Source organism: Actibacterium sp., assembly GCF_055134745.1.
Genome location: NZ_JBSRVX010000044.1, coordinates 42,505 through 67,861, shown reverse-complemented (window position 1 = coordinate 67,861; position 25,357 = coordinate 42,505). Strand labels below are relative to the sequence as shown.

Annotated in this window: 29 protein-coding genes and 1 tRNA gene; 18 read left to right on the top strand and 12 right to left on the bottom strand. The window is 62.6% G+C overall.

From position 1 onward, the window contains the following. Window positions 1-185: 185 nt before the first annotated feature. The gene (locus tag ACTCHC_RS09325) at window positions 186-1,727 is read right to left on the bottom strand and encodes an acetolactate synthase large subunit (protein WP_463022212.1); all 1,542 of its coding nucleotides are present in this window, start codon (window positions 1,725-1,727) and stop codon (window positions 186-188) included. An 89-nt stretch (window positions 1,728-1,816) separates the two neighbouring features. Next, window positions 1,817-2,554, bottom strand: a complete 738-nt coding sequence (locus ACTCHC_RS09320) for a GNAT family N-acetyltransferase (protein ID WP_463022211.1) — start codon at window positions 2,552-2,554, stop codon at window positions 1,817-1,819. A 119-nt stretch (window positions 2,555-2,673) separates the two neighbouring features. Here ACTCHC_RS09320 and msrB point away from each other — a divergent pair, with 119 nt between their 5' ends. Then, window positions 2,674-3,096, top strand: a complete 423-nt coding sequence (msrB, locus tag ACTCHC_RS09315; protein WP_463022210.1) for a peptide-methionine (R)-S-oxide reductase MsrB — start codon at window positions 2,674-2,676, stop codon at window positions 3,094-3,096. On the opposite strand, the gene ACTCHC_RS09310 is transcribed toward msrB, so the two are convergent. Next, on the bottom strand, window positions 3,090-3,545 hold the full coding sequence (locus tag ACTCHC_RS09310; RefSeq protein WP_463022209.1) for an outer membrane protein assembly factor BamE: 456 nt from the start codon (window positions 3,543-3,545) through the stop codon (window positions 3,090-3,092). The genes msrB and ACTCHC_RS09310 overlap by 7 nt on opposite strands. A gap of 81 nt (window positions 3,546-3,626) precedes the next feature. Between ACTCHC_RS09310 and ACTCHC_RS09305 the strand changes: the two genes are divergently transcribed. From ACTCHC_RS09305 to ACTCHC_RS09270, 8 genes are all read left to right on the top strand, one after another. Beyond that, window positions 3,627-4,190 (top strand): YceD family protein, encoded by a 564-nt coding sequence (locus ACTCHC_RS09305; protein WP_463022208.1) that lies wholly within the window; start codon window positions 3,627-3,629, stop codon window positions 4,188-4,190. Window positions 4,191-4,338: 148 nt separating this feature from the next. Beyond that, window positions 4,339-4,545 carry a 50S ribosomal protein L32 gene (gene rpmF, locus ACTCHC_RS09300; RefSeq protein WP_463022207.1) on the top strand — a complete coding sequence of 69 codons (207 nt, stop codon included), beginning with the start codon at window positions 4,339-4,341 and terminating at the stop codon, window positions 4,543-4,545. A 29-nt stretch (window positions 4,546-4,574) separates the two neighbouring features. Beyond that, window positions 4,575-5,681 (top strand): phosphate acyltransferase PlsX, encoded by a 1,107-nt coding sequence (gene plsX / locus ACTCHC_RS09295; protein ID WP_463022206.1) that lies wholly within the window; start codon window positions 4,575-4,577, stop codon window positions 5,679-5,681. Next, window positions 5,678-6,649: a beta-ketoacyl-ACP synthase III gene (locus tag ACTCHC_RS09290; protein WP_463022205.1), complete on the top strand. Its 972-nt coding sequence runs from the start codon at window positions 5,678-5,680 to the stop codon at window positions 6,647-6,649. Before plsX ends, ACTCHC_RS09290 begins: the two co-directional genes overlap by 4 nt. Before the next feature lie 93 nt (window positions 6,650-6,742). Then, complete coding sequence (ihfA, locus tag ACTCHC_RS09285; protein ID WP_463022204.1) at window positions 6,743-7,045, top strand: integration host factor subunit alpha; 303 nt, start codon at window positions 6,743-6,745, stop codon at window positions 7,043-7,045. Between the two features lie 7 nt (window positions 7,046-7,052). Then, the gene (locus tag ACTCHC_RS09280) at window positions 7,053-7,793 is read left to right on the top strand and encodes a MerR family transcriptional regulator (protein ID WP_463022203.1); all 741 of its coding nucleotides are present in this window, start codon (window positions 7,053-7,055) and stop codon (window positions 7,791-7,793) included. 66 nt (window positions 7,794-7,859) lie between these two features. Continuing rightward, window positions 7,860-7,936: transfer RNA gene (locus tag ACTCHC_RS09275), tRNA-Pro, on the top strand. A gap of 58 nt (window positions 7,937-7,994) precedes the next feature. Then, window positions 7,995-9,086, top strand: a complete 1,092-nt coding sequence (locus ACTCHC_RS09270; RefSeq protein WP_463022202.1) for a 2'-deoxycytidine 5'-triphosphate deaminase — start codon at window positions 7,995-7,997, stop codon at window positions 9,084-9,086. A gap of 40 nt (window positions 9,087-9,126) precedes the next feature. On the opposite strand, the gene ACTCHC_RS09265 is transcribed toward ACTCHC_RS09270, so the two are convergent. The 8 genes from ACTCHC_RS09265 to ACTCHC_RS09230 form a co-directional block, all read right to left on the bottom strand. After that, the gene (locus tag ACTCHC_RS09265; RefSeq protein WP_463022201.1) at window positions 9,127-9,261 is read right to left on the bottom strand and encodes a hypothetical protein; all 135 of its coding nucleotides are present in this window, start codon (window positions 9,259-9,261) and stop codon (window positions 9,127-9,129) included. Between the two features lie 236 nt (window positions 9,262-9,497). Next, window positions 9,498-9,713, bottom strand: coding sequence for a hypothetical protein (locus ACTCHC_RS09260; RefSeq protein ID WP_463022200.1), 216 nt, complete (start codon window positions 9,711-9,713; stop codon window positions 9,498-9,500). A gap of 10 nt (window positions 9,714-9,723) precedes the next feature. Continuing rightward, entirely contained in the window at window positions 9,724-10,365 is a 642-nt protein-coding gene (gene scpB, locus ACTCHC_RS09255; RefSeq protein ID WP_463022199.1) for an SMC-Scp complex subunit ScpB, read from the bottom strand. Next, window positions 10,366-11,136 (bottom strand): segregation and condensation protein A, encoded by a 771-nt coding sequence (locus ACTCHC_RS09250; protein WP_463022198.1) that lies wholly within the window; start codon window positions 11,134-11,136, stop codon window positions 10,366-10,368. Beyond that, window positions 11,129-12,151, bottom strand: a complete 1,023-nt coding sequence (locus ACTCHC_RS09245; RefSeq protein ID WP_463022197.1) for a glycoside hydrolase family 3 N-terminal domain-containing protein — start codon at window positions 12,149-12,151, stop codon at window positions 11,129-11,131. Before ACTCHC_RS09245 ends, ACTCHC_RS09250 begins: the two co-directional genes overlap by 8 nt. Next, window positions 12,127-13,143 (bottom strand): SPOR domain-containing protein, encoded by a 1,017-nt coding sequence (locus ACTCHC_RS09240; protein WP_463022196.1) that lies wholly within the window; start codon window positions 13,141-13,143, stop codon window positions 12,127-12,129. The genes ACTCHC_RS09245 and ACTCHC_RS09240 overlap by 25 nt, the downstream gene beginning before the upstream one ends. An 86-nt stretch (window positions 13,144-13,229) precedes the next feature. Further along, the gene (gene argS, locus ACTCHC_RS09235) at window positions 13,230-14,972 is read right to left on the bottom strand and encodes an arginine--tRNA ligase (RefSeq protein ID WP_463022195.1); all 1,743 of its coding nucleotides are present in this window, start codon (window positions 14,970-14,972) and stop codon (window positions 13,230-13,232) included. A gap of 76 nt (window positions 14,973-15,048) precedes the next feature. Next, window positions 15,049-16,191 carry a deoxyguanosinetriphosphate triphosphohydrolase gene (locus ACTCHC_RS09230; protein ID WP_463022194.1) on the bottom strand — a complete coding sequence of 381 codons (1,143 nt, stop codon included), beginning with the start codon at window positions 16,189-16,191 and terminating at the stop codon, window positions 15,049-15,051. Between the two features lie 84 nt (window positions 16,192-16,275). Between ACTCHC_RS09230 and ACTCHC_RS09225 the strand changes: the two genes are divergently transcribed. After that, window positions 16,276-16,599 carry a HesB/IscA family protein gene (locus tag ACTCHC_RS09225; RefSeq protein WP_463022214.1) on the top strand — a complete coding sequence of 108 codons (324 nt, stop codon included), beginning with the start codon at window positions 16,276-16,278 and terminating at the stop codon, window positions 16,597-16,599. A 57-nt stretch (window positions 16,600-16,656) separates the two neighbouring features. Beyond that, a complete protein-coding gene (locus tag ACTCHC_RS09220; RefSeq protein ID WP_463022193.1) occupies window positions 16,657-17,838 on the top strand; it encodes a BaiN/RdsA family NAD(P)/FAD-dependent oxidoreductase in 1,182 nt (393 codons plus the stop codon). 11 nt (window positions 17,839-17,849) lie between these two features. On the opposite strand, the gene ACTCHC_RS09215 is transcribed toward ACTCHC_RS09220, so the two are convergent. Continuing rightward, window positions 17,850-18,452, bottom strand: a complete 603-nt coding sequence (locus ACTCHC_RS09215) for a helix-turn-helix domain-containing protein (RefSeq protein WP_463022192.1) — start codon at window positions 18,450-18,452, stop codon at window positions 17,850-17,852. 101 nt (window positions 18,453-18,553) lie between these two features. Here ACTCHC_RS09215 and ACTCHC_RS09210 point away from each other — a divergent pair, with 101 nt between their 5' ends. From ACTCHC_RS09210 to fabI, 7 genes are all read left to right on the top strand, one after another. Next, entirely contained in the window at window positions 18,554-19,750 is a 1,197-nt protein-coding gene (locus tag ACTCHC_RS09210) for a substrate-binding domain-containing protein (protein WP_463022191.1), read from the top strand. Between the two features lie 58 nt (window positions 19,751-19,808). Beyond that, entirely contained in the window at window positions 19,809-20,576 is a 768-nt protein-coding gene (locus tag ACTCHC_RS09205; RefSeq protein ID WP_463022190.1) for an ABC transporter ATP-binding protein, read from the top strand. Further along, on the top strand, window positions 20,573-21,277 hold the full coding sequence (locus tag ACTCHC_RS09200) for an ABC transporter ATP-binding protein (RefSeq protein WP_463022189.1): 705 nt from the start codon (window positions 20,573-20,575) through the stop codon (window positions 21,275-21,277). Before ACTCHC_RS09205 ends, ACTCHC_RS09200 begins: the two co-directional genes overlap by 4 nt. 9 nt (window positions 21,278-21,286) lie before the next feature. Beyond that, window positions 21,287-22,279, top strand: a complete 993-nt coding sequence (locus ACTCHC_RS09195; protein WP_463022188.1) for a branched-chain amino acid ABC transporter permease — start codon at window positions 21,287-21,289, stop codon at window positions 22,277-22,279. A gap of 7 nt (window positions 22,280-22,286) precedes the next feature. Then, window positions 22,287-23,360 carry a branched-chain amino acid ABC transporter permease gene (locus ACTCHC_RS09190; RefSeq protein WP_463022187.1) on the top strand — a complete coding sequence of 358 codons (1,074 nt, stop codon included), beginning with the start codon at window positions 22,287-22,289 and terminating at the stop codon, window positions 23,358-23,360. Next, on the top strand, window positions 23,357-24,211 hold the full coding sequence (locus tag ACTCHC_RS09185) for an alpha/beta fold hydrolase (RefSeq protein ID WP_463022186.1): 855 nt from the start codon (window positions 23,357-23,359) through the stop codon (window positions 24,209-24,211). Before ACTCHC_RS09190 ends, ACTCHC_RS09185 begins: the two co-directional genes overlap by 4 nt. A 367-nt stretch (window positions 24,212-24,578) precedes the next feature. Beyond that, window positions 24,579-25,343, top strand: a complete 765-nt coding sequence (gene fabI, locus ACTCHC_RS09180; protein ID WP_463022185.1) for an enoyl-ACP reductase FabI — start codon at window positions 24,579-24,581, stop codon at window positions 25,341-25,343. The last annotated feature ends 14 nt before the right edge of the window (window positions 25,344-25,357 follow it).

The following is a 25,357-nucleotide window of genomic DNA, read 5'->3' as shown; positions in this document are numbered from 1 at the left end:
GCCCGACCAATGCCAGCCGGTCACCGGGCTGAACATTCATATCAAGCCCGGAAAATACCGGATCGCCCCCGAAGGTCAGGGAAATATCGGAAAGTTGCAAAAGGGGTAAGCGTGCCATGCGCGGCAGCTATCGCGCAGGCCGGGCGGCGTCAATCGCCCAACGCGCGATCAGGCTGACAAAGCTGTCAGCAAGGCACCTCGATCAGACAGGGGCCGGGCGTTTCCAGCGCCCTTTTCAGCGCCGCGACAAAACCATCGGCATCGCTGACCCGGCTGCCCCTGACGCCATGCCCGGCGGCCAGTGCAACCCAGTCCAGATCGGGCGCGGTGACATCCAGCATCCGCGCGGCATTGCGCCCCGGTGCGGCGGCGCCGACCTTGGTCAGTTCGCTGTGCAAAATCTGATAGCCGCGATTGGCAAATACCACGATGGTTACGTCCAGCTCTTCACGCGCCATGGTCCACAGCGATTGCAGCGTATACATCGCAGCCCCGTCACCCATCAGCGCCAGCACCCGCCGGTCGGGGCAGGCAATGGCCGCACCGACAGCGCAGGGCAACCCCTGCCCGATCGCCCCGCCCGTGGTGTGCAACCAGTCATGCGCGCGCGCGGTCAGGCTGCGCAGAGTGGTGGGCCGGACCGATGTTATGCCTTCATCCACAACGATCGCGTCCCGGGGCATCAGCGCCGCGATGGCATCGGCCACCGCCTCCAGCGTCAGCGCCCCGGTGGGCAGCGCGGGCAGATCCTGCGCGATGCGAAGCGGCGCGGCCTGGCTGGCATCCAGCGCATCGGCAAGGGCGGTCAGGGTCCAGCCGATATCCATGGTCGGGCCGCACAGCGCCATCACCTCGCATTCGGGCGGCGTCGCAAGCGAAGGCTGATCGGGATAGGCGAAGAAACTGACCGGCGCCTCGGCGCCGCACAGAACCAGCGTGCCGACCGAGGACAACATCTGCCGGTTATGCGCCACCGGATAACCCAGCCGCTCTATCGCGATGGCCCCATCACCGCGCCGGATCCGGCTGACGGTATAGGGCGCGATCAGACGGCAGCCGCTGCGCGTGGCAATGCGCCCGGCCAGTTCGGCCAGATCGTCCAGCAAGGCGGGCCCGTCGATCAGCAGCGCCGCACCCGGCGCGGTCAGGGCACGCGCGGCGACGGCGATCTGATCGGCCGATGGGCGATGTAATGGTGCAGGCGCCGTGCTGATTTGCGGCCTGTCCGCCGGCCCCCACGCGGTATCGGCGGGCAGGATCAGCGTGGCGATCTGGCCGCCCTGGCTTTTGGCGGCGCGAATGGCATCGGCTCCGTCACGGGCCACGGCGGCCGAATCGTCGCTCATCCGGGTCCAGTGCGACACCGACTGGCTGAGAGCGACCGTCTGGCCACGCAGCGGGCTTTCATAATTCAGGTGATAGGTCGCGTGATCGCCGACCACGTTCACGATGGCGCTGTGGGCCTTGCGCGCATTGTGCAGATTGGCAAATCCATTGCCCAGTCCGGGCGACAGATGCATCAGGGTCGCCGCCGGACGCCCCGCCATGCGGTAATAGCCATCGGCGGCCCCCGTGGCACCGCCCTCGAACAGGCACAGAACACAGCGCATGTCGGGATGGCTGTCCAGCGCGGCCACGAAATGCATTTCCGACGTGCCCGGATTGGCGAAACAGACAGCCACGCCGTTTTCCAGCAGCGTGCGCACAAGCGATACAGAACCGTTCATATTCCCCCCGCGCCGTCGCTTCTGGTTGCGGGGCGTGGCAGGACATTAGTGGCAGGGCTTGACAAGTCAAGCAACCTGTCCGCCTCCGGCTATCCCGCGACGCCGCGCAACAACCGCTTGCGCGCCGCAGGAATGGCATTGATTTCAAGCCCGGTGAACACATGCAGTGTATTCAGATCGCGATCGACCACCGCATGATCCGACACCCAGCCTCCCATCACAAGATAAGAGCGCAACAGGGGCGGCATGCCCAGCATCGCCCGCTTTGCGTCGGGTTTGCGGCGGCGCAGTTTCTGGGCGAACTTGAATACATTGGGCGCCTTGATGCGCGGCAGGAACCGCTTGGGCGCCAGATGGCGATCTTTCAGCAGGGCAAAGGCATCCATGTAATCCTCGGCCTCGGTGCCCTTGAAGGACGAGCAGCCGAACAGCAGCTCGACCCCCTGCTCATCGACATAGCGCGTCATCGCCCCCCAGGCCACGCGCAGGATATCGGCATCACGCCAGTCGGGATGCAGGCAAAAGCGGCCCATTTCCACGATAGGCCCGGTAAAACCCGACAGGCCCGACAATTCGTAATACTGGGCCGAATAGCTTTGCCCGATCTCGGCCCCGCCTTTCAGCGGCATCAGCCTGAAACAGCATACCAGCGCGCCGGTGCGGGTTTCCTCGACCAGAACGTGGCGACACAGAGCATCGAAGGGGTCGGAATCCGCCGCATCGGCGTTTCCGCGAAAACTGAGCGCCCGCAGGCGTTGCGCGGCACGAAGATCGTCCGCCCCTTCGGCAAACCGGGCCGCAAAACGGCCCTTGCGAAGTGAAAACATGCCCGACCTTCCTCTTGCACACTGGCAGATGTGGCTTCTGCACCCTAAATATGGTCTGGCGCCCCATAACACACAAGATGTGACAATAGCTTGACGCCGCAACGGCACGAAAGGACACCATGTCAGAGAAGATCACCAAGACCGACGCGCAATGGCGCGAAATGCTGTCTGACCTGGCCTATAAGGTCACGCGCAAACACGGCACCGAACGCGCCTTCACCCATGACGATTTTCCCAAACAGCCGGGTATCTATCGCTGTATCTGCTGCGGGGCCGATCTGTTCGATCAGGCTGACAAGTTCGACAGCGGCACCGGCTGGCCCAGCTTTACACAGCCCATTGACGGCACCGATGGCACAACCATCGGCGAATCCGAGGATCGCAGCTTTTTCACGCGCCGCACCGAGGTGCATTGCAACCGCTGCGATGCCCATCTTGGCCATGTCTTTCCCGATGGGCCGGCCCCGACCGGCCTGCGGTATTGCATCAACGGCGTGGCGCTGCGCTTCGCAGATCGCGACGCCGGGGCTGAAGATCACTGAATGAACTGATTGGGGTTGAGCCGCCCGATATTGCCCAGCAATTGCTGCAGGAACGAGGCGCCCTTGATGTTGTCATCGGTCACGCGCCGGTTCAGCGTGACGACGCGCCCGTCCTTGAGCGAGTATTGCTCGATATTGCGGACGGTTCCCGATCGGTCGAACGAGATCGCGACCAGGTCGCGCTGCAGCTCTTCGGGGGCCAGCACGCCCAGCGTCTGCCATCGGCTGGCCACGTAATACCAGGCCTCGTCACGCATGACGCCTTCGGTGGTGGGCGGGCCGAAGACCTGCGCAACCGTGTCGCGCGTATCGACGCCGATCACCACCGCGTCCAGATCGGACTTTGACGGCACATATCCATGATTGCGATAGATCGGGGCGCAACCGGCCATTGCCAGCATCACGATAGATGCCAGTGCCAGTTTCATCTTGTGTGCGGTATTATGCATACCCCCCCCTTGCCAGGCAGCAGCTTGCCTTTTATCGCCTTTACAGAAGGATCAACCGCTGTTCAAGAATGGAACATGGCAATGACCGCCCAGATTGACAGCCCCGTGCGCATGGCCGCACTGAATGCGGGCCAGGAATATGCCTTTGTGCTGACGCCCGATGCCGCCCATCGAGACGCCATTGCCCGCGAACTGGGGTTGCTGGGCCTGCGCAAGCTGCGCTTTGTCGGCACCCTGCGCCCCGAAGGCCGCCGCGACTGGCGGCTTGAGGCCGATCTGGGCGCCAGTATCGTGCAAAGCTGCGGGATCACGCTGGCGCCGGTGCCTGCGCGCATCGACGAACGCGTTCAGCGCCGCTATCTGGCCCGCCTGCCCGATCTGCCCCCCGGTGATGAAATCGAGATGCCCGATGACGACACCATCGAGCCCCAGCCCGAAATCCTGGACCTGACACAGGTCATGATCGAGTCGCTGGCGCTGGCGCTGCCGCTGTTTCCGCGCGCCGAGGGCGTCAGCATCGACACCGTCGCCGCCACCCCACCCGATGCCGAACCGCTGGACGACGGCAAGATCAAACCCTTTGCCGGTCTGGCCGCACTGAAGAAACAGATGGAACGGGACCAGGGCGAGGACGATACCGAATAGTTACAGAAAAGACTTGCGCCGGGTTCGAATCCGGGTATGTTCCCGGCCTCGTTTACACCGTGGATCAGACAACGCGCCCGGCGGGTGCAAATGTCTTTCATCCCTATGAATTACAAGGGCAATTGCCCCCGAACACCGAGGTCGAGACATGGCTGTCCCTCAGAATAAAGTTACGCGTTCGCGCCGCAATCAGCGTCGCTCGCATGATGCACTTGTTGCCGGCAATCCTGCGGAATGCCCCAATTGCGGCGAATTGAAACGCCCCCATCACGTCTGCGGCGCCTGCGGCCACTATGCCGAGCGTGAAGTTGTTGCCCAGTCGGCGGATGTCGATCTGGACGAAGACGCGGCGTAAGCGCCCCACAAGGGGGAACGCGCCTGATCATGCCGTCTCAAACCGATCTGGCAGGACCGACAGAACCGCGCATCGTGATCTCGGTGGATGCGATGGGTGGGGACCGTGGCCCGTCGGCCGTGGTCGCCGGCATTGCGCAATCGGCTGCCAAGAATCCCGATATCCGCTTTATCCTGCATGGTCCGCAGGATCAGTTGGAGCGGCTGGTCGCGCGGCGCAAGAGTCTGGCTGATCGTTGTGAGATCCGGCACGCCGATGGCGTGGTGACCATGGGTGAAAAGCCCAGCCATGTCATGCGCCACGGCAAGGGCACCTCGATGTGGTCGGCCATCGAAAGCGTGCGCGAGGGCGAGGCCACCGTTTGCGTATCCTGCGGCAATACCGGCGCGCTGATGGCGCTGTCGATGGTGCGGCTGCGCAAACTGCCCGGCGTGAACCGCCCCGCCATCGCCTGCCTGTGGCCATCGCGCAATTCCGGCGGCTTCAATGTCATGCTGGATGTGGGCGCCGATATCCGCGCCGATGAACAGGATTTGCTGCAATTCGCGCTGATGGGCGCCTCTTACGCCCGCAACGGGCTGGGGCTGAAACAGCCACGCATCGGGCTGCTGAATGTCGGCACCGAAGAACACAAGGGCCGGGCCGAATTGAAGGTCGCCCATGACCTGATTGCCGCCGCCGCCCCCACCAGCGATTTTGAATTTGTCGGCTTTGTCGAGGGGGGGGATATTCCCTCGGCGCGGGTCGATGTGATCGTCACCGACGGGTTCACCGGCAACGTGGCGCTGAAAACCGCTGAAGGCACCGCCAAGCTGATCAGCGAGTTGTTGCGGGCCGCGTTCAAGTTTTCGCCATTGTCGCGCATCGCCGCCGTGCTGGCCTATACGTCATTGCGGCGCCTGTCGAAACGGATCGACCCGCGGCGTGTCAATGGCGGCATCTTCCTGGGCCTGAACGGCACCGTCATCAAGTCACATGGCTCTGCCGACGCGACCGGTGTATCGGCTGCGATCAAGCTGGCCTTTCAACTGGCCCAGACCGGTTTCGCCGAAAGGCTGGCCGCACGGGTTGCATCGGCCAGCGGCCCGCGCCAAGATGAGGCGTTGAACGAGGCCGAAAGCGAAAGAAAAGAATGACAATACGGGCCGTGGTCAAAGGATGCGGGCATTATCTGCCCCAACGCATTGTCCCCAACAGTGAATTCGAACAGACGCTGGACACATCCGACGAATGGATCCAGTCGCGATCCGGGATTCAGCGCCGTCATTTCGCCGCCGAGGGCGAGATGACATCCGATCTGGGCACGAAGGCCGCGCTGGCCGCGCTGGCCGATGCCGGCTTGACCCCCGACGATATCGACGCGGTGATCGTCGCCACATCGACCCCTGACCTGACCTTTCCATCGGTCGCGACCATGATCCAGGAACGTCTTGGCATGACGCGCGGCTTCGCCTTTGACGTTCAGGCGGTCTGTGCGGGCTTCATCTTTGCGCTGTCCAATGCCAATGCGATGATTCTGACCGGCCAGGCGAACCGGGTGCTGGTCATCGGCGCCGAAACATTCAGCCGCATCATGGACTGGACCGATCGCAGCACCTGCGTGCTGTTCGGCGATGGTGCGGGCGCGCTGATTCTCGAAGCCTGCCACGGCAACGGCACCAATGCCGATCGCGGCATACTGGCCACCGATCTGAATTCCGACGGGCGCTATCGCGATCTTCTTTATGTCGATGGCGGTATCTCGACCGGCACCAGCGGCGTTTTGCGCATGCAGGGCAAGGAAGTATTCCGCCACGCGGTCGACAAGCTGGCCGCCACCGCCCACACCGCGCTGGAAAAGGCCGGGCTGGGCGCGTCAGATGTGACCTGGGTCGTGCCGCATCAGGCCAACCTGCGGATCATCAAGGCCACAGCCCAGAAAATGGGCCTGCCGATGGAGCGCGTGATCGTCACCGTGCAGGATCACGGCAACACCTCGGCGGCATCGATTCCCCTGGCGCTGTCGATCGGCCAGGCTGACGGGCGGATCAAACAGGGCGATCTGCTGGTGGCCGAGGCGATCGGCGGCGGTCTGGCCTGGGGATCGGTGGTTTTGCGCTGGTAACTTGCCGCTTGCGGGCCGCGCGCCAAGCCATTGATATTGACTCGGAAATTTTTTTCTACCTATTCTGACGGATAAATCAGGTTCGGGGGAGCCATGGACAACAAGACATTGACACGGATGGACCTGAGCGAAGCGGTGTTTCGCGAGGTGGGTCTTTCCCGAAATGAATCCGCCGATTTGGTCGAAAGCGTGCTGCAGCACATGTCTGACGCGCTGGTCGCCGGTGAGACGGTCAAGATATCGTCGTTCGGCACCTTCAGCGTGCGCGGCAAGGCCGCGCGTGTGGGCCGCAACCCCAAGACCGGCGAAGAGGTTCCGATTCATCCGCGCCGTGTGCTGACCTTCCGGCCCTCGCATCTGATGAAAGACCGCGTCGCTGCCGGAAACAAGGGCTGAGCAACCGATGGATAAATCGCCCGACGCCTTTCGCACCATCAGCGAGGTGGCCGAGTGGCTTGATGTTCCCGCGCATGTCCTGCGATTCTGGGAAAGCCGCTTCACCCAGGTCAAACCTGTAAAGCGCGCGGGCGGGCGGCGGTATTACCGGCCCAATGACATGCTGCTGCTGGGCGGCATCAAGCAGATGCTGCACGTGGATGGCATGACGATCCGCGGTGCGCAAAAGGTGCTGCGCGAACAGGGCATCAAACATGTCACCGCCCTGTCCCAGCCACTGCAGGGCGATCTGACTGACGCCATGGCGGATGAGGCCGATCTGGTGCCCGAGGCGCCGATGGCAGAAGACGTTGCGCCCGCCCCCGTCGAAGATAATGTCGTGGCCCTCAAGCCTGCCCCGACGGAAACGCCGCCGACGCCGCAGCCCGCCGCGGCGAACGCGGATACCGACACCGCGCCTGCCACACCAGAGACATCGCAACACGTCGAGGCGGACCCCCAGCCAGAACTGGATTTCGCCGCCGAATCCGAACTCCAGCCCGCGCCCGCCAAACGTGCGCCGCTGGGCATCCGGGTGCCCCAGGGCGACCCCGATGACGAAGACCTGGCGCAGGTCGACCCGCCGCTTCTGGTGCGCCTGCGGCACCGCGAAACGCGCCACTTGCTGCGTGACAATCACGCCCCGGCCCTGGCCACCGCCCTTGCCCGCCTGCGGGCCCTCAGCGCGCGCATGTCCGACGGTGCCTGAGGTCTGCGTTATTTGCGGTTTTGTGCCTTGCCCCCGGGTGAATAAATGGTATGAAGCGCCTCACGTCGGGCTATGGCGCAGCCTGGGAGCGCGTCCGTCTGGGGGACGGAAGGTCGTAGGTTCGAATCCTGCTAGCCCGACCAATATCAAAAGCCGCCCGCGCCGGTTCCGGCGTCGGGCGGTTTGATTTTCGGGGGGCGCATGACCATCACTGGCACCGGGGTTCTGCCCGCACAGCACATCCAGACAATGATCGCGGATGGCCAGATTGCCGCCAGCCCCGCGATTTTGCCCGCACAGGTTCAGCCGGCCTCGCTCGACCTGCGGCTGGGCGATACCGCCTATCGGGTGCGTGCGTCATTTCTGGCGGGCGCCGGGCGCCGCGTGACCGACCGGCTGGCCGAATTCGAAATGCACCGCATCGACCTGACCCGCGACGCGGTGCTGGAAAAGGGCTGCGTCTATGTCGTGCCGCTGATGGAGAGGCTGGCCCTGCCGGACGATGTTCACGCCGTCGCCAATGCCAAAAGCTCGACCGGGCGACTGGATCTGCTGACCCGCACCATCACCGATAGCGGCGTTGAATTTGACCGTATCCCTGCCGGGTATGACGGCCCCCTTTTTGCTGAAATCTGCCCCCGATCCTTTTCGGTCAAGGTGCGCCCGGGCATGCGCCTGAACCAGATCAGGTTCCGCCACGGGCAGGCCGTGCTGGACGACGATACCCTGACCGCCCTGCACACGCGCGATACGCTGGTCACGGGCGGACCTGCGGTGATATCCGACGGGCTGGGCTTTTCGGTCGATCTGCGCCCCGCACAGGGCGACCTGGTGGGATACCGCGCCAAGCCCCATACCGGCGTAATCGATCTGGACCTGATCGCGCATTACGACCCCGCCGAGTTCTGGGAAGAAATCCACAGCCAGAACGGCCAGATCATCCTGGACCCCGGCGCGTTCTATATCCTTGTCAGCCGCGAAGCGGTTCATATTCCGCCCGACTTTGCCGCCGAAATGGCGCCCTATCTGGCGATGGTCGGTGAATTTCGGGTGCATTACGCGGGGTTTTTTGATCCCGGTTTCGGCCATGCCGCCGCCGGTGGCAGTGGTGCGCGCGGCGTGCTTGAGGTCCGCTGTCACGAGGCACCATTCGTTCTGGAACATGGCCAGATCGTCGGGCGGCTGGTCTATGAACGCATGGCAAAACGCCCCGCGCAGCTTTACGGCAGCGGCATCGCGTCAAATTATCAGGGTCAGGGCCTGAAGCTGAGCAAGCATTTCCGCACCCCCTGACCGCGCCACCCTCATGACAGGCGCGGCCAGCGGGTGAAACTCATTTGACCTTCTTGCCGCCCACCAGAATCGCCCCGCCGCCCGCTTTCATATCGGATGTGGCCGCGACCTTGGGCTTTTCCTTTTTGGGTTTCTTGACTTCCTTGTTGCCGCGTCGATTGTCGCCTTTGGACATGGGATTTCCTTTCAGAACCTGCCGTCATGAATCGGCCATGGGGGCTGGACGGCCAGCCGCCCCGGTTACGTTGTTCAGGAAAATCAGGGTTGCTTGGCTGTGCGCCAAGGCGATAATTTTGACTGGACAAAGACCGTCGCCTCACTGCCCCTGAGGGGGCTTCCTGCTGGTCTTGCGATTGAATCTAATCCTGTCACATGCCGTTTTCAAGCCTGTCGCGCGAGTGGCACGAAAGCTCAGAACCGCCCCATACGACGGGTAACTTTGGCGGCCTGGCGGGCGCGTTTGGCCATCTGGCCGGCCTGTCGGGCGCGCTTGCGTTCGGCCGGTGTCAGTTCTTCTTCGGCCTTGCCGCGCCGCGCCGCCATACCGATACCTGCATCCACGCCCTTGTTGACGATCTTGCGCAGGAACAGCTTGGTAAACATGTCGATCAACTGATTGGCATTCATCTGGGATTCCTCAGCTTTCATCCTCGAACATATCAGTTTGTTCGTCTTGCGTCTCGTCTTCATCCGATTGGGCAAGAACATCAGGGGCGGGCCGGTTTTCCAGCAACCCGGCGGCGCGCAATTCCTTGAGGCCGGGCAGATCGCGCGCGCTTTCCAGACCGAAATGATCCAGAAAACCCTGCGTGACGACAAAGGTCACGGGCCGGCCCGGCGTCATGCGCCGGCGGCCGAAACGGATCCACTCCAGCTCCAGCAACTGATCCACCGTGCCGCGCGACACCGAAACACCGCGAATTTCCTCGATCTCGGCGCGGGTGACGGGCTGGTGATAGGCCACGATCGCCAGCGTCTCGATGGCCGCGCGCGACAGTTTACGCGTTTCGACGGTTTCCTTTTGCATCAGGAAACCCAAATCGGCAGCGGTGCGGATCGCCCAGGCATCGCCCACCCGCATGACGCGGATCCCGCGCCCTTCATACCGTTTGCGCAGCAAGTCCAGCGCCGCGCCTGCGTCACAGCCATGCGGCATGCGTGCGTTCAGATCGGCGATGCTGACAGGTTCGGCACTGGCGAACAATATTGCTTCGACCATGCGCTCCTGCTCGGGCAGCGGCGGGGCCTGAAACAGACTTTGTTCTTGGTCTTCCGACATTTACACAGCCTTCTTGCGAATTTCTATCGGCCCGAACACCCCGTCCTGGCGGATATCCAGCGCGCCCCGCTTGGCCAGTTCCAGGGTGGCGGCAAAGGTTGACGCGGTGGCCGAGCGGCGACGGGCCGGATCAATGTCCCACCCATCGGGCAGATAGCTGGACAAGCTGGTCCAGTCGCCCGAAAACCCGATCATGCCGCGCATCCGGTCCAGAGCCTCTTCCATGGTGAAGATATTCTTGCGATCAAGCACGAAGGGGCGGAAATCATCGCGGGTGCGGATACGCGCATAGCCCTGCATCAGGTCCAGCAGTGTAGCCGTCCAGCGCACCTTGCGCACCCGTTCCACATCTTCGGGAATGCCGCGCGCGAAGAAATCGCGCCCCAGCTGGTCGCGCCCCATCAGGCGGGCCGCCACATCGCGCATCGCCGCCAGCCGCTCCAGCTGAAACGCCAGATGGGCGGCCAGATCTTCGCCTGACGGGCCCTGATCAGCAGGATCGGGCGGCAGCAGAAGGCGCGATTTCAGAAAGGCCAGCCAGGCCGCCATGACCAGATAATCGGCCGCCAGTTCCAGCCGCAATGCCTTGGCCTGTTCGATGAAGGCCAGATATTGGCGCGCCAGTTGCAAGACGGAAATCTTGCGCAGATCCACCTTTTGGGTGCGTGACAGGCTCAACAACAGGTCCAGCGGCCCCTCGAACCCGTCAACATCGACGATCAGCGCCTCGGCGGCCAGACGGTCGGCAACGTCGAATTCCGGCTCAGCCATGGGCCAGCGCGCCGGTCAGCGCCCCCCATTCCTGCATCAGGTCAGGCAAATGATCCCGGCTGAGCATCCGCCGGCCAAGCGCGGCCGCGGCACGGCCCGCCGCCTGCGGCGCAAGCGGCCCACAGGCATCGGCGACCGCCCGCATTTCAGCCAGATCACCGTTGCAGTGCAACACCGCATCGCAACCCGCTGATATTGCGTCATGACAGCGCAAGGAAAGATCGCCCGAAAGCGCCTGCATGGAAATGTCATCGCTCATCAGGAAGCCGTCAAACCCGATCTCGTCACGCATCACGCGATGCATGAGGGGTGATGTGGTCGCGGGCCGGTCGGGGTCGATATCGGCAAAGACCACATGCGCCGTCATCGCCATCGGCAGATCGGCCAGCGCGGCAAAGGCCGCGAAATCGCGCGCGGCCAGATCGGCGCCGGGCGCATCGACTCGCGGCAGGTTCAGATGGCTGTCGACCTGCCCGCGCCCATGCCCCGGCATATGCTTGACGACCGGCAGAACGCCCCCTGCCAGCATCGCCTGCGCAACCGCACACGCAATCGCGATAACCGTATCAATATCAGCGCCATAGCAACGATTCTTCAGAAACGGATGCGTCATGTCACAGGCGATATCAGCCACCGGAGCACAGTTCACGTCGATCCCCACCGACCGCAACTCTGCCGCGATGATCCGATAGCGCAGCGCCATGATCCGGGCCGCGTCGGCCCCTGCCGCGCGCACCTGATCCAGCGGCGGCAGCCAACCCCGCCAATGCGGGGGGCCCAGCCGCTGCACCCGGCCACCCTCCTGATCGATCAGAACCGGCGCATCGCGTCCAAGACTGTCGCGCAGATCGCCCGTCAGGCGACGCAACTGATCGGGGGTTTCGATATTGCGCGCGAAAAGGATGAAGCCCAGCGGATCGGCATCCCGAAAGAACTCATGTTCGCCGGCAGTCAGAACCGGGCCGGAACAGCCCAATATGAAGGCCCCCGTCACCGGGCCACGACCGGGATACAATCGGCCTTTTCCGCCGTCAGGGCCGCGCAGAACCGCCGCGCATCGGCGATATCGGCAAAGCCCACGGCACGCAGCCGATAGAAATTCATCCCGCCACTGACAGCAGGCTGGATCAGCAGCTTCTTGCCCTCCATGAAACTGCCGAAGCGGCCTGACAGGCGCTGCCACTCGGCGCGGGCGATATCGGGCGTGTCATAGGCGCCAAGCTGCACCAGATTGGTGCCGGGCAGCACCGCATCGGCCGACAATTCCTGCACTGCGACGGGCGCGTCATCCGAGCGGGCACTGACAAAACTGACCAGGGGCCGCGCCGCCGGATAGGGTGAATGGGTCAGACCGCCCTTGATCGCCGGGACAACATCCGCCTGCACGGTTTCGGGTGTTGCTGTGACGGGCGTCGTTTCGACCAGGGCGGCGGCATCGTCCTGGGACAGCCCCATCGCCTCTTGCAGGGCGCGCTGAACGGCGGCGGCGGTCGGGTCTTCGCGCGTTGCCATGGCGGGCACATCACCGGCGCCTGCGTTCTCGGGAACCGGGGCGGCCAGTTCCGCCGCAGGGGGCGGCAGGATGACGGCGGGGGCAGGTGCTGCCTCGGCCAGGGGGGTCTCGGGGCCGGAAACGGGGGCACGCGGACCCAGATCGGCGCGCGGCAGATCATCGCCGGTCAGTTCAACCGGCCGGGGCGCCAGCACCAGCCGGTCAGGCGGCGGGGCGGCCTCGCCCAGGGCGGCCACGCGGTTGACGGCCAGCCCCTGGTGTTCGGCCTGCCGTCCACCCGGGTCTTCGGGGGCCACGCGCATCGGACCTTCCAGCGCCTGGATGACCGGCACGCCGGACACGTCGCGCATGGTCAGCTTATAGCCCCAGACCGCCAGCCCGACGATCAGCGCAACCGAGGTCAGCGCCCCGCCCCCGGCCGTCAGCCGCTGCACAAGGCGCGATGCCGGTTGCGCCTGATCCGCCGATGAATCGGTGTACTTGATACCTGCCATTGCCGCCTCTTGCCCACAGGCGGCGCGGGGTCCGCATCCGCCCGGTTCATCATGCCTGCCAGCGCCCGTCGGCCTGCGCCTGTTGTTCAGCGCATTTCGTCCAGCGGGGTCACGCCAAGAATACCAAGACCGGCGGAAATAACAACGGCCACCGACCGGGCCAGGGCGATTTTCGCCTGTGACAGGGCCGCGTCATCCTGAAGAAAGCGCAGATCGGCCACGTCATTCCCGCGGTTCCACAAGGCGTGGAAATCCGATGCCAGCTCATAAAGGTAAAAAGCGATCCGGTGCGGCTCGTGCCCGCGCGCCGCGATTTCCACCAGACGCGGCCATTCGGCCAGCTTGCGCGCCACGGCCAGTTCAGCCTCATGGGCCAGCCCGGACAGATCGGCCAGCGCCAGCGCCGCGTCATCGGCGGCGATCCCTGCCTCGGCGGCCTTGCGCAGCACCGAACAGACGCGGGCATGGGCATACTGGACGTAGAAAACCGGGTTTTCCTTGGACTGTTCCAGCACCTTGGCGAAATCGAAATCCAGCGGCGCATCGTTCTTTCGGGTCAGCATCACAAATCGGGTGACATCGGGGCCGACCTGATCGACCACATCGCGTAGGGTCACGAAATTTCCGGCCCTTTTCGACATCTTGAAAGGCTCGCCGTTCTTCCACAGCTTGACCAGCTGACACAGCTTGATATCCAGCGGTACCTTGCCATCCGACAGCGCCGAAACGGCCGCCTTCATACGTTTGACATAGCCGCCGTGATCGGCGCCGAATACATCAATAAGCGCGTCGAAACCCCTGGAAACCTTGTCATAATGATAGGCGATATCAGGTGCGAAATAGGTCCAGCCGCCATCGGATTTCCGGACGGGGCGATCCACATCATCACCATGCGCGGTTGACCGGAACAGCGTCTGTTCGCGCGGTTCCCAATCTTCGGGAAGCTTGCCCTTGGGGGGTTCCAGCACCCCTTGATAGATTAGGCCCTTGGCATCCAGCGCCTTCAGTGCGGCCTCGATCCGGCCGGTGCCATACAGCGACTTTTCCGAAAAGAACACATCCATCGACACGCCCAGCGAAGCAAGATCTTCGCGGATCAGCGCCATCATCGCATCTGTGGCGAAATCGCGGATGCGCGTCAGCCAGACCTCTTCGGGCTGGTCTTCATATGCATCGCCGATCTGATCGGCCAAGGCCTGTCCAACTTCGACCAGGTATTCGCCCGGATAGGTGCCGTGAGGAAATTCGACCGCCCGCCCCCGCGCCTCGAGATAGCGCAGATAGACAGAGCGGGCCAGAACATCGACCTGGGCGCCACCGTCATTTATGTAATATTCGCGCGTGACATCATACCCGGCATAGGCCAGCAGGTTCGACAAGGCATCGCCGAACACCGCGCCGCGCGTATGGCCCACATGCAACGGCCCGGTCGGGTTGGCCGATACGAATTCGACATTGATGCGCTGCCCCTGCCCCATGGCAGACCGCCCGAATCCCTGCCCTTCGGCCAGAACCGCCCCCACGACCCCCTGCCAGACAGACCCGGCCAGCCGCAGATTCAGGAAACCGGGACCGGCAACCTCGACCGTTGCGATGCGCGGGTCTTCGGCCAGACGGCCGGCCAGCACCTCGGCGATGTCGCGCGGCCTGGCATTGGCCGGCCTGGCCAGCACCATCGCGGCATTTGTCGCCATGTCGCCATGAGCGGCATCGCGCGGCGGTTCGACCGTTACGGCGGTGAAATCCAGCCCCTCGGGCAGAACGCCATCGGCCACCATCGTGGCCAGCGAGTCGATCACAAGGCTGCGCAATTCGGTGAATAGGTTCATGTCTTGGCCATCCTGTCCATTGCCGGGCGGTTTAGCATGCCCGACCCGCGCGTCAATGCCCCGGTCGCAGGGGTGTTTAGGCCGCAGCGATCAAGCGGCTGTGTTCCTGCATGGCAAAGCGGTCGGTCATGCCCGCGATGTAATCCACCACGATCCGCGCCAGGTCGGTTTCCGACTGCACCTCCTCGACATCCTTGCGCCATTGCTTGGGCAGCAATTCAGGCTGTGCCATGAACAGCGGAAACAGCTCTTGCACCATCTGGGTGACGACCTTGCGCATTTCGACCACGCTGGGCGCGCGATACATGCGCTGGAACAGAAATTCGCGGATCACCTGCAATTGTTCCCAGATCTCGGGGGTAAAGCGGATCATTGCCCGCCCCGCCAGCCGGATATCGTCAGGGGCGGCCGGGTCCAGTTCGTCCAGATTGGCACGCGCCACACCGATCACGTCATTGACCAGAAGACCGAAGAAACGGCGCAAGGCCTCGTGGCGGCGGCGGTAATAATTCAGGCCGACCCATTTGCGGTCCACTTCGGCAAAGCAGCCCTTCAGCAGCGGCAATTCGGCCAGTTCGTCGGTCGAGAACAATTCGGCGCGCAACCCGTCATGCAGGTCGTGGTGGTTATAGGCCACATCATCGGCCAGCGCGGCCGCCTGGGCCTCGGCGCTGGCAAAGGTATGCAGTTCAAGATCGTGGCGGGCATTGTATTGGGCCAGCGCATAGGGCAGCGGTCCGATGACGGGGCCGTTATGCTTGGCCAGACCTTCCAGCGTTTCCCAAGTCAGGTTCAAGCCGTCGAAATCGGCATAATGCCGTTCCAGCCGGGTGACGATGCGGATGGCCTGGGCATTGTGATCGAACCCGCCATAGGGCGCCATCAGCGCCGACAGCGCGTCTTCGCCGGTATGCCCGAAGGGCGGATGGCCCAGATCATGTGCCAGGGCCACCGCCTCGGCCAGATCAGTGTTCAGACCCAGAACGCCGGCGATCGTGCGCGCCACCTGGGCCACTTCGATCGAATGGGTCAGGCGGGTGCGGAAATAATCGCCCTCATGTTCGATGAAGACCTGAGTCTTGTGCTTGAGCCGGCGGAACGCCGAGGAATGAATGATACGGTCGCGATCGCGTTGAAACGCACTGCGAAAGGCGCTGTCTTCCTCGTGATACAATCGTCCGCGCGACTGTTCCGGTCTGCACGCGAAAGGTGCCAGCATGATCTTGCCCCGCTTGTCGTTGCCTGTCAGGGGTCATATATTGCCGATGTCACGGTTTTGATACGGGATTTTCACCAGATGGACCTGAACCTGCCCCCACGGGTGACAGAACGCGCCTTTGCACGGCTGGCGGAAATCGGCGCGGATGCGACCGGAAAGGCGCTGCGCGTCGCGGTCGAGGGCGGCGGATGCTCGGGCTTTCAATATGATATCCGGCTGGATGCGGTGGCACAGGACGATCTGGTGCTGGAAGGCGCCGGGCAGAAAGTGGTGGTCGATTCCGTCTCGCTGCCGTTTCTGGCCAATGCGGTGATTGACTTCACCGACGAGTTGATCGGCGCGCGGTTCGTCATCGACAATCCCAATGCCACCAGTTCCTGCGGCTGCGGCACCAGTTTTTCGATCTGATCGGGTGGTGCGCGCTGCGGGCGGGGCTTGGGTATTTTTGCCAAGAATAAACAGCATATGAACCGGATTTCGACGCTGATCCTGGGGGCCGGGGCCGCCGGGATGATGTGTGCCGCCCGGGCCGGGGCGCGCGGCGGGCAGGTTCTGGTGATCGACCATGCAAAGGCCCCCGGCGAGAAAATCCGCATCTCGGGCGGGGGGCGGTGCAATTTCACCAATCTGCATACGGCAGCGCAGAATTTCATATCGGCCAATCCGCATTTCGCCAAATCGGCGCTGGCGCGCTTTGGTCAGTGGGATTTTCTGGACCTGATGGCGCAGCATCGCATTGCCTGGCATGAAAAGACGCTAGGCCAGTTGTTTTGCGACGGATCGGCGCGACAGGTGGTGGCGATGCTGCTGGACGAGATGGACAAGGTCGGCGCGCGGCTGCAATTGCAGGTTTCGGCCAGCGAGATCCGGCGCGCGGATCGCGGTTTCGTGGTTACCTTGTCAGATGGGACGGTTCTGGGTTGCGAGAACCTGGTGGTGGCGACGGGTGGCAAATCCATTCCAAAGATGGGGGCGAGCGGGTTTGCCTATCAGGTTGCGCGCCAGTTCGGCCATGAGGTGATCGACACCCGCCCCGGGCTGGTGCCGCTGACCTTTGGCGATGCGTTCAGCCCGCTGGCCGGCATCGCCCTGCCCGTTCGCGCCAGTTGCAACGGCGCCGGCTTTGACGAGGCGCTGTTGTTTACCCATCGCGGCCTGTCTGGCCCCGCGATCCTGCAAATTTCAAGCTATTGGCGCGAGGGCGATACGGTAACGCTGGACCTGTTGCCCGGGACGGATCTGGTTTCCCGCTTGCAGGAGCGCCGCGGCCGCGAGGGGCGCAAGGCGGTGGTCACCCATCTGGGCGCCTGGTTGCCGGCGCGGCTGATTTCCCATCTGGGCGCGCAATTGCCGCTGGCGGGCAATCTGGCCGATTGCAGCGATGCCCGTTTGCGCAGCCTGGCGCAAGCGTTGCAAGGATGGCAGGTGACGCCAACCGGCAGCGAAGGCTATCGCACCGCCGAAGTCACCCTGGGCGGGGTGGATACAGCCGGGCTGAGCGCACGCGACATGCAGAGCCGTCACGTGCCGGGCCTGTATTTCATCGGCGAGGCCGTCGATGTCACCGGCTGGCTGGGCGGGTTCAACTTTCAGTGGGCCTGGTCATCTGGCCATGCTGCAGGCACCGCCATCGCCGCGCAGGTCTAGGCCGTGGCCCGTCAAGCCGGGTTGTGCGACAGCAGGTGGTCACTGTCGGTTCCGCCAAGCGAATGGAACAGGCCGCTGGTATTGTTCACGCCGAACTTCTTGAGCAGTTTTCCGCGATACACCTCGACCGTGCGATAAGAGATATCCAGACGTTGCGCGATTTCCTTGCTGGTCAGTCCGTCAGCCAGAAAACTGAGGATTTCGCGTTCCCGCCGGGTCAGCGCGAAATAGGGCCGGTTCGGTGAAAGATCGGCAAAGCTCCACAAGGCGCGATCCAGCGGGCGTTCGGGAGTAAAGGTATGGCCACGCACGCGGCACCAGAACAAGGTTCCGTCCTGGCGGGCCATCACGCGCTCATCCCAATAGCTGTTGGTTTCGCGCAATTGCTTGACCCCGCGGTCGCGGATGTTCACGAACTCTTCGTTCGTGGGATAGAGGATCGAGAAAAGCTGACCGCGCAGCGTGTCGCAGCTATAGCGAAACATCCGCGCGAAGGACAGGTTGCAGTCCCGGATGACGCGGTTTTCGGTTACAACCAGCCCGATCGGCGCATAGGTATAGGCAAGTTCGGCAAAACTGCCGTTCCGGAAGCAATCCTCGATACGTATTTCCACGATCTTGCCCCGAACCGCTTTGTTCCTGATGCTTGCACCATAAGCTAAACGACCGGCCAGATTTGCGCAACAAGCGCAGATCAGCCATCAGGGAGGACATCATGAACAAGATCAAACGGTTTGCCGTGGCGATGACGGGTGCACTGCTCATTGCCGGCCCGGCAGTCGCCGAAGACCCGATAAAGATAGCGCTGATCCACGGGTTGTCAGGCAGCAGCTTTGAAGCCTTTTCAAAGCAAACCCAGACAGGTTTCAACCTGGGCATCGAATTTGCAACAAAGGGCACGAATACGATCAAGGGCCATCCTGTCGAAATCATCGTGAAGGACACGCAGTTCAAGCCCGATGTGGCGCGCGCGGTTCTGGCCGAAGCCTATGGCGATGACAATGTGCTGCTTGCGGTTGGCGCCACGTCTTCGGGCGTGACCAAGGGCATGCTGCCGATTGCCGAAGAATATGAAAAGATCCTTATCGTCGAGCCGGCCGTGGCCGACAGTCTGACGGGGCCGGAAAGCAACCGGTATGTGTTCAAGACCTCGCGCAATTCGTCGATGGACATGCAGGCCCAGGCCATCGCGCTGAAACCTGATGCGAACCTGCATGTCGCCACCCTTGCCGAGGATTACGCCTTTGGCCGCGACGGCATCGCCGCGTTCAAATCCGCGTTGCAGGGAACCGGCACCACTGTTGTCGCCGAGGAATATGTTCCGCAGGGCACAGCCGACTTTACCGCCGCCACCGAGCGGATGTTCAATGCCCTCAAGGACAAGGAAGGCCGCAAGGTTATTCTGGTTTATATCGCCGGTGGCGGAGATGCGCCGGGAAAGATCAAGGCGATGGAGCCGGAACGCTATGGCATAGAACTGTCGATGGGGGGGCATATCCTGCCGGTGCTGCCCACCTACAAGCGGTTTCCGGGTCTCGAAGGGGCCGTTTATTATTATTACGAGGATTACAGCAATCCGATCAATGACTGGCTGGTGAAGGAACACATGGCCCGTTTCGGCACGCCGCCCGACTTTTTCACCGCCGGTGGCATGGCCGCCGCGCTGGCTGTGGTCAAGGCCATCGAAACCGCCGACAGTCTTGAGACAGAAGACCTGATAAAGGCAATGGAAGGCATGACCTGGGAAACGCCAAAAGGCGCGATGACCTTCCGTCCCGAGGATCATCAGGCCCTGCAGTCGATGATTCATTTCAAGATCCGCGTGGATGAGAATGTCGACTGGGCCATCCCCGAACTGGTTCGCATCATCGAACCGGAAGAGATGAACATCCCCATCGGTCGCCAAAACTGACACCCCGGATGGCCGGTCCGCATCGGGCGGACCGGTCTGTCGCAGGTCGAACATTCAAATGAAACAGCCATCCTTAGTTACGCGGGATCTGACCATCCGTTTTGGCGGTCATGTCGCGGTCAACCGCGTTTCCTGCAGTTTTCATCCGGGCGAACTGACGGTCATCGTGGGTCCGAATGGCGCAGGCAAGACAACCTATTTCAACCTGATCTCTGGCCAGTTGACGGCAACGGCCGGACAGGTTCTCAAAGACGGGCGCGATCTGACCCGCCTTGCGCCATCGGCACGCGCGCGCCTTGGTGTGGGGCGGGCCTTCCAGCTTACCAATCTGTTTCCGCATCTGTCGGTTCTGGAAAACATCCGCCTGGCGGTACAGGCCGCTTCGGGTGACGGGTGGCGGCTGTTGCGCCCGGCCGCGGGCATCACCCGCCTGATCGACAAGGCAGAGCACTATCTTGAAACGACCCGCCTGACCGGTGTTGCACACCAGACTGCGGCGGCCCTGTCGCATGGCGATCAGCGAAAGCTGGAGGTTGCCCTGCTGATGGCGATGGAACCGGATATCTACATGTTTGACGAACCGACCGCGGGAATGTCGCTCGATCATGCGCCGGATGTGCTGGACCTGATCGCGACGATCAAGACCGACCGCAGCAAAACGGTTCTGCTGGTCGAGCACAAGATGGAGGTGGTGCGCCAGCTGGCCGATCGGATCGTGGTTTTGCACAACGGTGAATTGCTTGCAGACGGGGCACCGGACGAGGTGATGAACAGCCAGATTGTGCGCGATGTCTATCTTGGCACCGCGACCGAGGAGACAGCATGACCCTGCTTTCCGTTCAAGACATGACCACCGATATTGGCCAGTATGCGATCCTGCATGGCGTCAGCTTCGATGTGCCCGAAGGTGGGGTCTTTGTCATTCTGGGGCGCAACGGCGCCGGCAAGACCACGACCTTGCGTTCGATCATGGGGCTTTGGAAGCCGAAATCGGGCGCGGTCAGGTTTCAGGGCACGGAAATATCGAAGTTGCACACCGCTGAAATCGCGCGTCTTGGTATCGCCTATGTCCCAGAGAACATGGGAATATTCGGCGGGCTGACCGTAGAGGAAAACCTTGTCCTGGCAACCGCGAAAGGCACGTTCGACAAGGCGCGGCTGGCCCGTATATTCGAACTGTTTCCGCCAATCGAAACCTTCTGGACCAAGCAGGCCTGGAGCCTTTCCGGCGGACAAAAGCAGATGCTGTCTGTCGCGCGCGCCATTGTCGAGCCGCGCGCGCTGATCCTTGTCGACGAACCGACCAAGGGGCTGGCGCCGTCGATTGTTGCCGCGATGGCCGAGGCGTTTCGGGACATCGCGACAAGCACGACCATCCTGCTGGTCGAACAGAATCTTCATTTTGCCAAAAGCCTTGGGCGGGGCGTGGCGGTGATCGAGGACGGGCGCGTGGTGCATACGGGGCCGATGGCCGATTTTGCCGCCGATACCGAATTGCAGGGCAAACTGCTCAGCCTGTCAGCATAGGAAAGAACGATGGAACAGCTTGCAAATCTGTTGGGGCGGTTTGGCGGGGTGAACCTGCTGCCGGTCGCGCTGTCGCTGATCGCGCTGGTTTTGATCGGGGCGCCGTCCTCCTGGGCGACGCTTACGGTGGCCGGGCTGGCGATGGGCATGATGGTGTTTCTGATGGCCTCGGGGCTGAGCCTGGTCTTCGGCCTCATGGATGTTCTGAATTTCGGGCATTCGGCCTTTGTCAGCTTTGGCGCCTTCATCGCGGCAAGCGTTCTTGCGGCGCTTGGCGGCTGGCTGGGGGCTGACAGCCTGGTGTTGAATGCGCTAGCCCTGATCTTTGCGCTGGTCGCGGCGATGGCATTTGGGTTGGTCGCGGGCTGGTTCTTTGAAACCATCATCATCAGGCCGGTCTATCGCGACCACCTGCGCCAGATCCTGATCACGATGGGGGCGCTGATCATTGCCGAACAGATCATCCTGGCCATCTGGGGCGGCACGCCGATCACGGTGGGGCGCCCGCATTTTCTGGAAGGGGCGCTGATTTTGGGCGATGTCAGCATCGAGATCTACCGCATCTTCGCCTTTTGTCTGGGGCTTGCGGTCTTTATCGGTCTTTACGCGGTTTTGAACCGCACCCGCATCGGCCTGCTCATCCGTGCCGGCGTCGAAAACCGCGAGATGGTCGAGGCGATGGGGTTTCGCATCGACAGGCTGTTTGTCGCGGTCTTCATGCTGGGCTCTGCCCTGGCCGCGCTGGGGGGGGCGATGTGGGCGGGATATTCCACACTGATCACTCCGGCGCTGGGAGGCGAGATGATGATCGTGGTGTTCATTGTCGTGATCATCGGCGGGCTTGGATCGGTTCCGGGAACCCTGCTTGGTGCGATCGTGGTCGGGCTGACGGCCAATTATGTCGGCTATCTGGCCCCGAAACTGGCGCTGGCGTCGAACATGATCCTCATGATGGCGATCCTGATGTGGCGCCCCAACGGCCTGCGCCCGGCGATCAAGTGAGGTGGCGATGATCCGACAACAATCATATGGCGCCTTGGGCGTAAAGGCCGCGATGCTGGTCGTCGCCGCAGTTCTCTTGTTCGCGCCATTCCTGTTTCAGGATGTCCGCTCGGTCGAGGTGGCGGCACGTGTCTGCATCTTCATCGTGCTGGTTGCCAGCTATGACTTGCTGATCGGCTATACCGGCATTGTCAGCTTTGCCCATACCATGTTCTTCGGGTTCGGATCCTATGGCGCGGCCATCGCGCTGCGCCAGATGGGGCCAGGCTGGGATGCGGTTGCCCTGGGCACGGTTGCCGGTGTCGGCGTGTCCCTTGTCGTTGCGGCCGCAATCGGATTGGTCAGCCTGCGGGTCAAGGCCATCTTTTTTGCGATGATCACGCTGGCAACCGCGTCGGTCGTTCTTGTTCTGGCGTCGCAATTGTCGCAGCTTACAGGTGGCGAGGATGGCCTAACCTATTCGGTGCCCGCGCTGTTCAAGCCGGCAACCAGGCTTTGGCTGGGGGCCGACGGCAAGGTAGCCGAATTCATGGGTCTCAGGATGACCGGCAAGGTAGCGGCTTATTACTTTGTCTTCACCGTCAGTTTCTTGTTATTCGTCATCATGCTGCGGATCACGCAATCGCCGCTTGGCACGGTTCTGAAGGCGATCCGCGAGAATGAGATACGCGCCGAGGCGATCGGTTATCGCGTCGTCGCCTATCGGACATTCGTGTTCTGCCTGTCGGCAACGGTGGCCTCTCTCGCGGGGTCAGTTTATGCGGTCTGGCTGAAATATACCGGGCCCGAAACCGCGCTGTCCTTCGATATCATGATCGACATTCTGCTGATGGTCGTGATCGGCGGCATGGGAACCATGTGGGGCGCGGTGGTCGGCGCGGTTCTTCTGGTGGTTGCGCAATATTATCTGCGCGATCTCATGTCAGTCGCTGCCGAATCCGTTTCCATGGTGCCTTTTCTGCCCGATCTTCTGAATCCTGACAGGTGGCTGTTCTGGCTGGGCCTGATCTTTGTTCTTCTGGTCTATTTCTTTCCCAAGGGCATTGTCGGGACATTGATGCAGAAAGGCGCACGCACATGACCATGCCCCGCTTTGCCTTTGTGCCGGTAATGGATCACGAGATTCACGTGACAGAATGGGGGGATCCAGCCAATCCCGCCCTCGTGATGTGCCATGGGCTGGCCCGAACCGGGCGCGATTTCGACGAGGCCGCCGCGGCATTGTCGGATCGCTATCATGTGCTTTGTCCCGATCTGATCGGGCGCGGCCTGTCAAGCTGGTCCGACAATCCCGAGGCTGAATATACCATCGAATATTATGCGGGCGTTCTGGCTGATCTGCTCGATTTCTATGGCGTTGATCGTGTGGTCTGGCTGGGAACGTCGCTGGGCGGGCTTATCGGCATGTGGTTGGCATCGGGGCGCGACGCCGATCGGCTGAAAGCCCTTTTGATCAACGACATAGGCCCGGAAATTCCCGAACCCGCGATTGAGCGCATATTGGCCTATGTCGGCGAGCTGCCGACATTTGCCCGCCATGGCGAGGCTGAAGCCTGGTTGCGGGCCGTCTATGCGCCTTTTGGGCCGGCCAGCGATGAATTCTGGCACCGGATGGTGCGCAGTTCGCTCCGGCGCAAGGATGACGGCAACCTGACGCTTCACTATGACCCCAGGATCACGGCGCAGTTCTCGGCGTCGCGGCGCGAACTGACAAGCTGGGAGCGGTGGCGGCGGATCACCACCCCGACACATGTCTTTCGCGGCCTGCAATCCGATCTGCTGACCGCCGACATCGCCGCCCGCATGGCCACCAGCGGCCCAAGACCGGGCATGACGGATTTCGCCGATTGCGGCCACGCGCCATCCTTGAGCCGCCCAGACGATATCCTGGCTCTGCGTCAGGTGATGGATACGCTCCTGTCCCGTCATTGAAATCTCATCCCTGGGAACAGGTCAATCTGATGATGCCGCCGATTTCGCGCGCGTGATCTGGATATTGTGGGCGACCACGCTGTGTGGCCATCCCGTGTTGCAGTTCCCAATCAGATACCAAACATCCTGCCGACGGGGTGCCGTTATCCCTGGCAATTGATCGCGATGCCCCCGCGCGGCGTGAAGACAATCTTTCGGACGACGATGGCGCCGACAGATTGCCCAAACGCCTGCCCAAGCCCGGCATCCGCCCGACCCGCCCTGCCCGTCCCTGCCGATGTTGAACACCGCCATTGCTGCGTTGCAGAATCTTCGCAAATATCTGCGATGCTGGCCGCATGCTGGGTATTAATTTGAGTATCGCCTGATGTTCTCGTTGACCGGAACCAAGGCTCTGGTCGTGGGTGTCGCCAATGACCAGTCCATCGCCTGGGGCTGCGCCAAGGCGCTGCGGGCGCAGGGCGCGGAGCTTGCCATCACCTATTTGAACGACAAGGCCGAACCCCATGTTCGCCCGCTGGCCGAACGGCTGGGGGCGGAACTGATCCTGCCCCTGGATGTTGCGCAGCCCGGGCAACTCGAAGCGGTGTTCGAGGCGATCACCGACCGTTGGGGGCGGCTCGATACCCTGCTGCATTCCATCGCCTATGCGCCACGGGAAGATCTTCATGGCCGTGTGGTGGATTGCTCGGCCCAAGGCTTCGCCCTGGCGATGGATATCTCGGTGCATTCCTTCCTTCGGATGATCCGGCTGGCGGAACCTTTGATGCCAGACGGCGGCACCTGCCTGTCGGTATCGTTCTTTGGATCGTCCCGCGTCGTGCGTCATTACAACATGATGGGGCCGGTCAAGGCCGCACTGGAAAGCACCGTGCGCTATGCCGCCGCGGAACTGGGCGAAAAGGGTATTTCGGTTCACGCGCTGTCCCCCGGGCCGCTTCAGACCCGCGCTGCCTCGGGCATAGATCATTTCGATGAGCTTCTGAACGCCGCCGCCAGCCGCGCCGCCATGCATCAACTGGCGACGATCGAGGATGTGGGGGCGATGGCGGCCTTCCTCGCCTCGCACGAAGCGCGCCACCTGACGGGTGGCGTGCATGACATAGACGGCGGATTCTCGATCACCTCATGACCTCGCGGAGGGTA

Excerpts from the sequence above, each read along its gene's own strand:
- ACTCHC_RS09265 (WP_463022201.1), bottom strand. The coding sequence starts at position 9,261 with ATGTCCAAAGGCGACAATCGACGCGGCAACAAGGAAGTCAAGAAACCC.
- ACTCHC_RS09230 (WP_463022194.1), bottom strand. The coding sequence starts at position 16,191 with ATGCTGGCACCTTTCGCGTGCAGACCGGAACAGTCGCGCGGACGATTG.
- ACTCHC_RS09220 (WP_463022193.1), top strand. The coding sequence starts at position 16,657 with ATGAACCGGATTTCGACGCTGATCCTGGGGGCCGGGGCCGCCGGGATG.
- msrB (WP_463022210.1), top strand. The coding sequence starts at position 2,674 with ATGTCAGAGAAGATCACCAAGACCGACGCGCAATGGCGCGAAATGCTG.
- scpB (WP_463022199.1), bottom strand. The coding sequence starts at position 10,365 with ATGTCGGAAGACCAAGAACAAAGTCTGTTTCAGGCCCCGCCGCTGCCC.
- ACTCHC_RS09210 (WP_463022191.1), top strand. The coding sequence starts at position 18,554 with ATGAACAAGATCAAACGGTTTGCCGTGGCGATGACGGGTGCACTGCTC.
- ACTCHC_RS09310 (WP_463022209.1), bottom strand. The coding sequence starts at position 3,545 with ATGCATAATACCGCACACAAGATGAAACTGGCACTGGCATCTATCGTG.
- ACTCHC_RS09320 (WP_463022211.1), bottom strand. The coding sequence starts at position 2,554 with ATGTTTTCACTTCGCAAGGGCCGTTTTGCGGCCCGGTTTGCCGAAGGG.
- ACTCHC_RS09200 (WP_463022189.1), top strand. The coding sequence starts at position 20,573 with ATGACCCTGCTTTCCGTTCAAGACATGACCACCGATATTGGCCAGTAT.
- rpmF (WP_463022207.1), top strand. The coding sequence starts at position 4,339 with ATGGCTGTCCCTCAGAATAAAGTTACGCGTTCGCGCCGCAATCAGCGT.
- ACTCHC_RS09185 (WP_463022186.1), top strand. The coding sequence starts at position 23,357 with ATGACCATGCCCCGCTTTGCCTTTGTGCCGGTAATGGATCACGAGATT.
- ACTCHC_RS09260 (WP_463022200.1), bottom strand. The coding sequence starts at position 9,713 with ATGAATGCCAATCAGTTGATCGACATGTTTACCAAGCTGTTCCTGCGC.
- plsX (WP_463022206.1), top strand. The coding sequence starts at position 4,575 with ATGCCGTCTCAAACCGATCTGGCAGGACCGACAGAACCGCGCATCGTG.
- ACTCHC_RS09250 (WP_463022198.1), bottom strand. The coding sequence starts at position 11,136 with ATGGCTGAGCCGGAATTCGACGTTGCCGACCGTCTGGCCGCCGAGGCG.
- argS (WP_463022195.1), bottom strand. The coding sequence starts at position 14,972 with ATGAACCTATTCACCGAATTGCGCAGCCTTGTGATCGACTCGCTGGCC.
- ACTCHC_RS09205 (WP_463022190.1), top strand. The coding sequence starts at position 19,809 with ATGAAACAGCCATCCTTAGTTACGCGGGATCTGACCATCCGTTTTGGC.
- ACTCHC_RS09240 (WP_463022196.1), bottom strand. The coding sequence starts at position 13,143 with ATGGCAGGTATCAAGTACACCGATTCATCGGCGGATCAGGCGCAACCG.
- ACTCHC_RS09325 (WP_463022212.1), bottom strand. The coding sequence starts at position 1,727 with ATGAACGGTTCTGTATCGCTTGTGCGCACGCTGCTGGAAAACGGCGTG.
- ACTCHC_RS09270 (WP_463022202.1), top strand. The coding sequence starts at position 7,995 with ATGACCATCACTGGCACCGGGGTTCTGCCCGCACAGCACATCCAGACA.
- fabI (WP_463022185.1), top strand. The coding sequence starts at position 24,579 with ATGTTCTCGTTGACCGGAACCAAGGCTCTGGTCGTGGGTGTCGCCAAT.
- ihfA (WP_463022204.1), top strand. The coding sequence starts at position 6,743 with ATGGACAACAAGACATTGACACGGATGGACCTGAGCGAAGCGGTGTTT.
- ACTCHC_RS09305 (WP_463022208.1), top strand. The coding sequence starts at position 3,627 with ATGACCGCCCAGATTGACAGCCCCGTGCGCATGGCCGCACTGAATGCG.
- ACTCHC_RS09280 (WP_463022203.1), top strand. The coding sequence starts at position 7,053 with ATGGATAAATCGCCCGACGCCTTTCGCACCATCAGCGAGGTGGCCGAG.
- ACTCHC_RS09195 (WP_463022188.1), top strand. The coding sequence starts at position 21,287 with ATGGAACAGCTTGCAAATCTGTTGGGGCGGTTTGGCGGGGTGAACCTG.
- ACTCHC_RS09290 (WP_463022205.1), top strand. The coding sequence starts at position 5,678 with ATGACAATACGGGCCGTGGTCAAAGGATGCGGGCATTATCTGCCCCAA.
- ACTCHC_RS09190 (WP_463022187.1), top strand. The coding sequence starts at position 22,287 with ATGATCCGACAACAATCATATGGCGCCTTGGGCGTAAAGGCCGCGATG.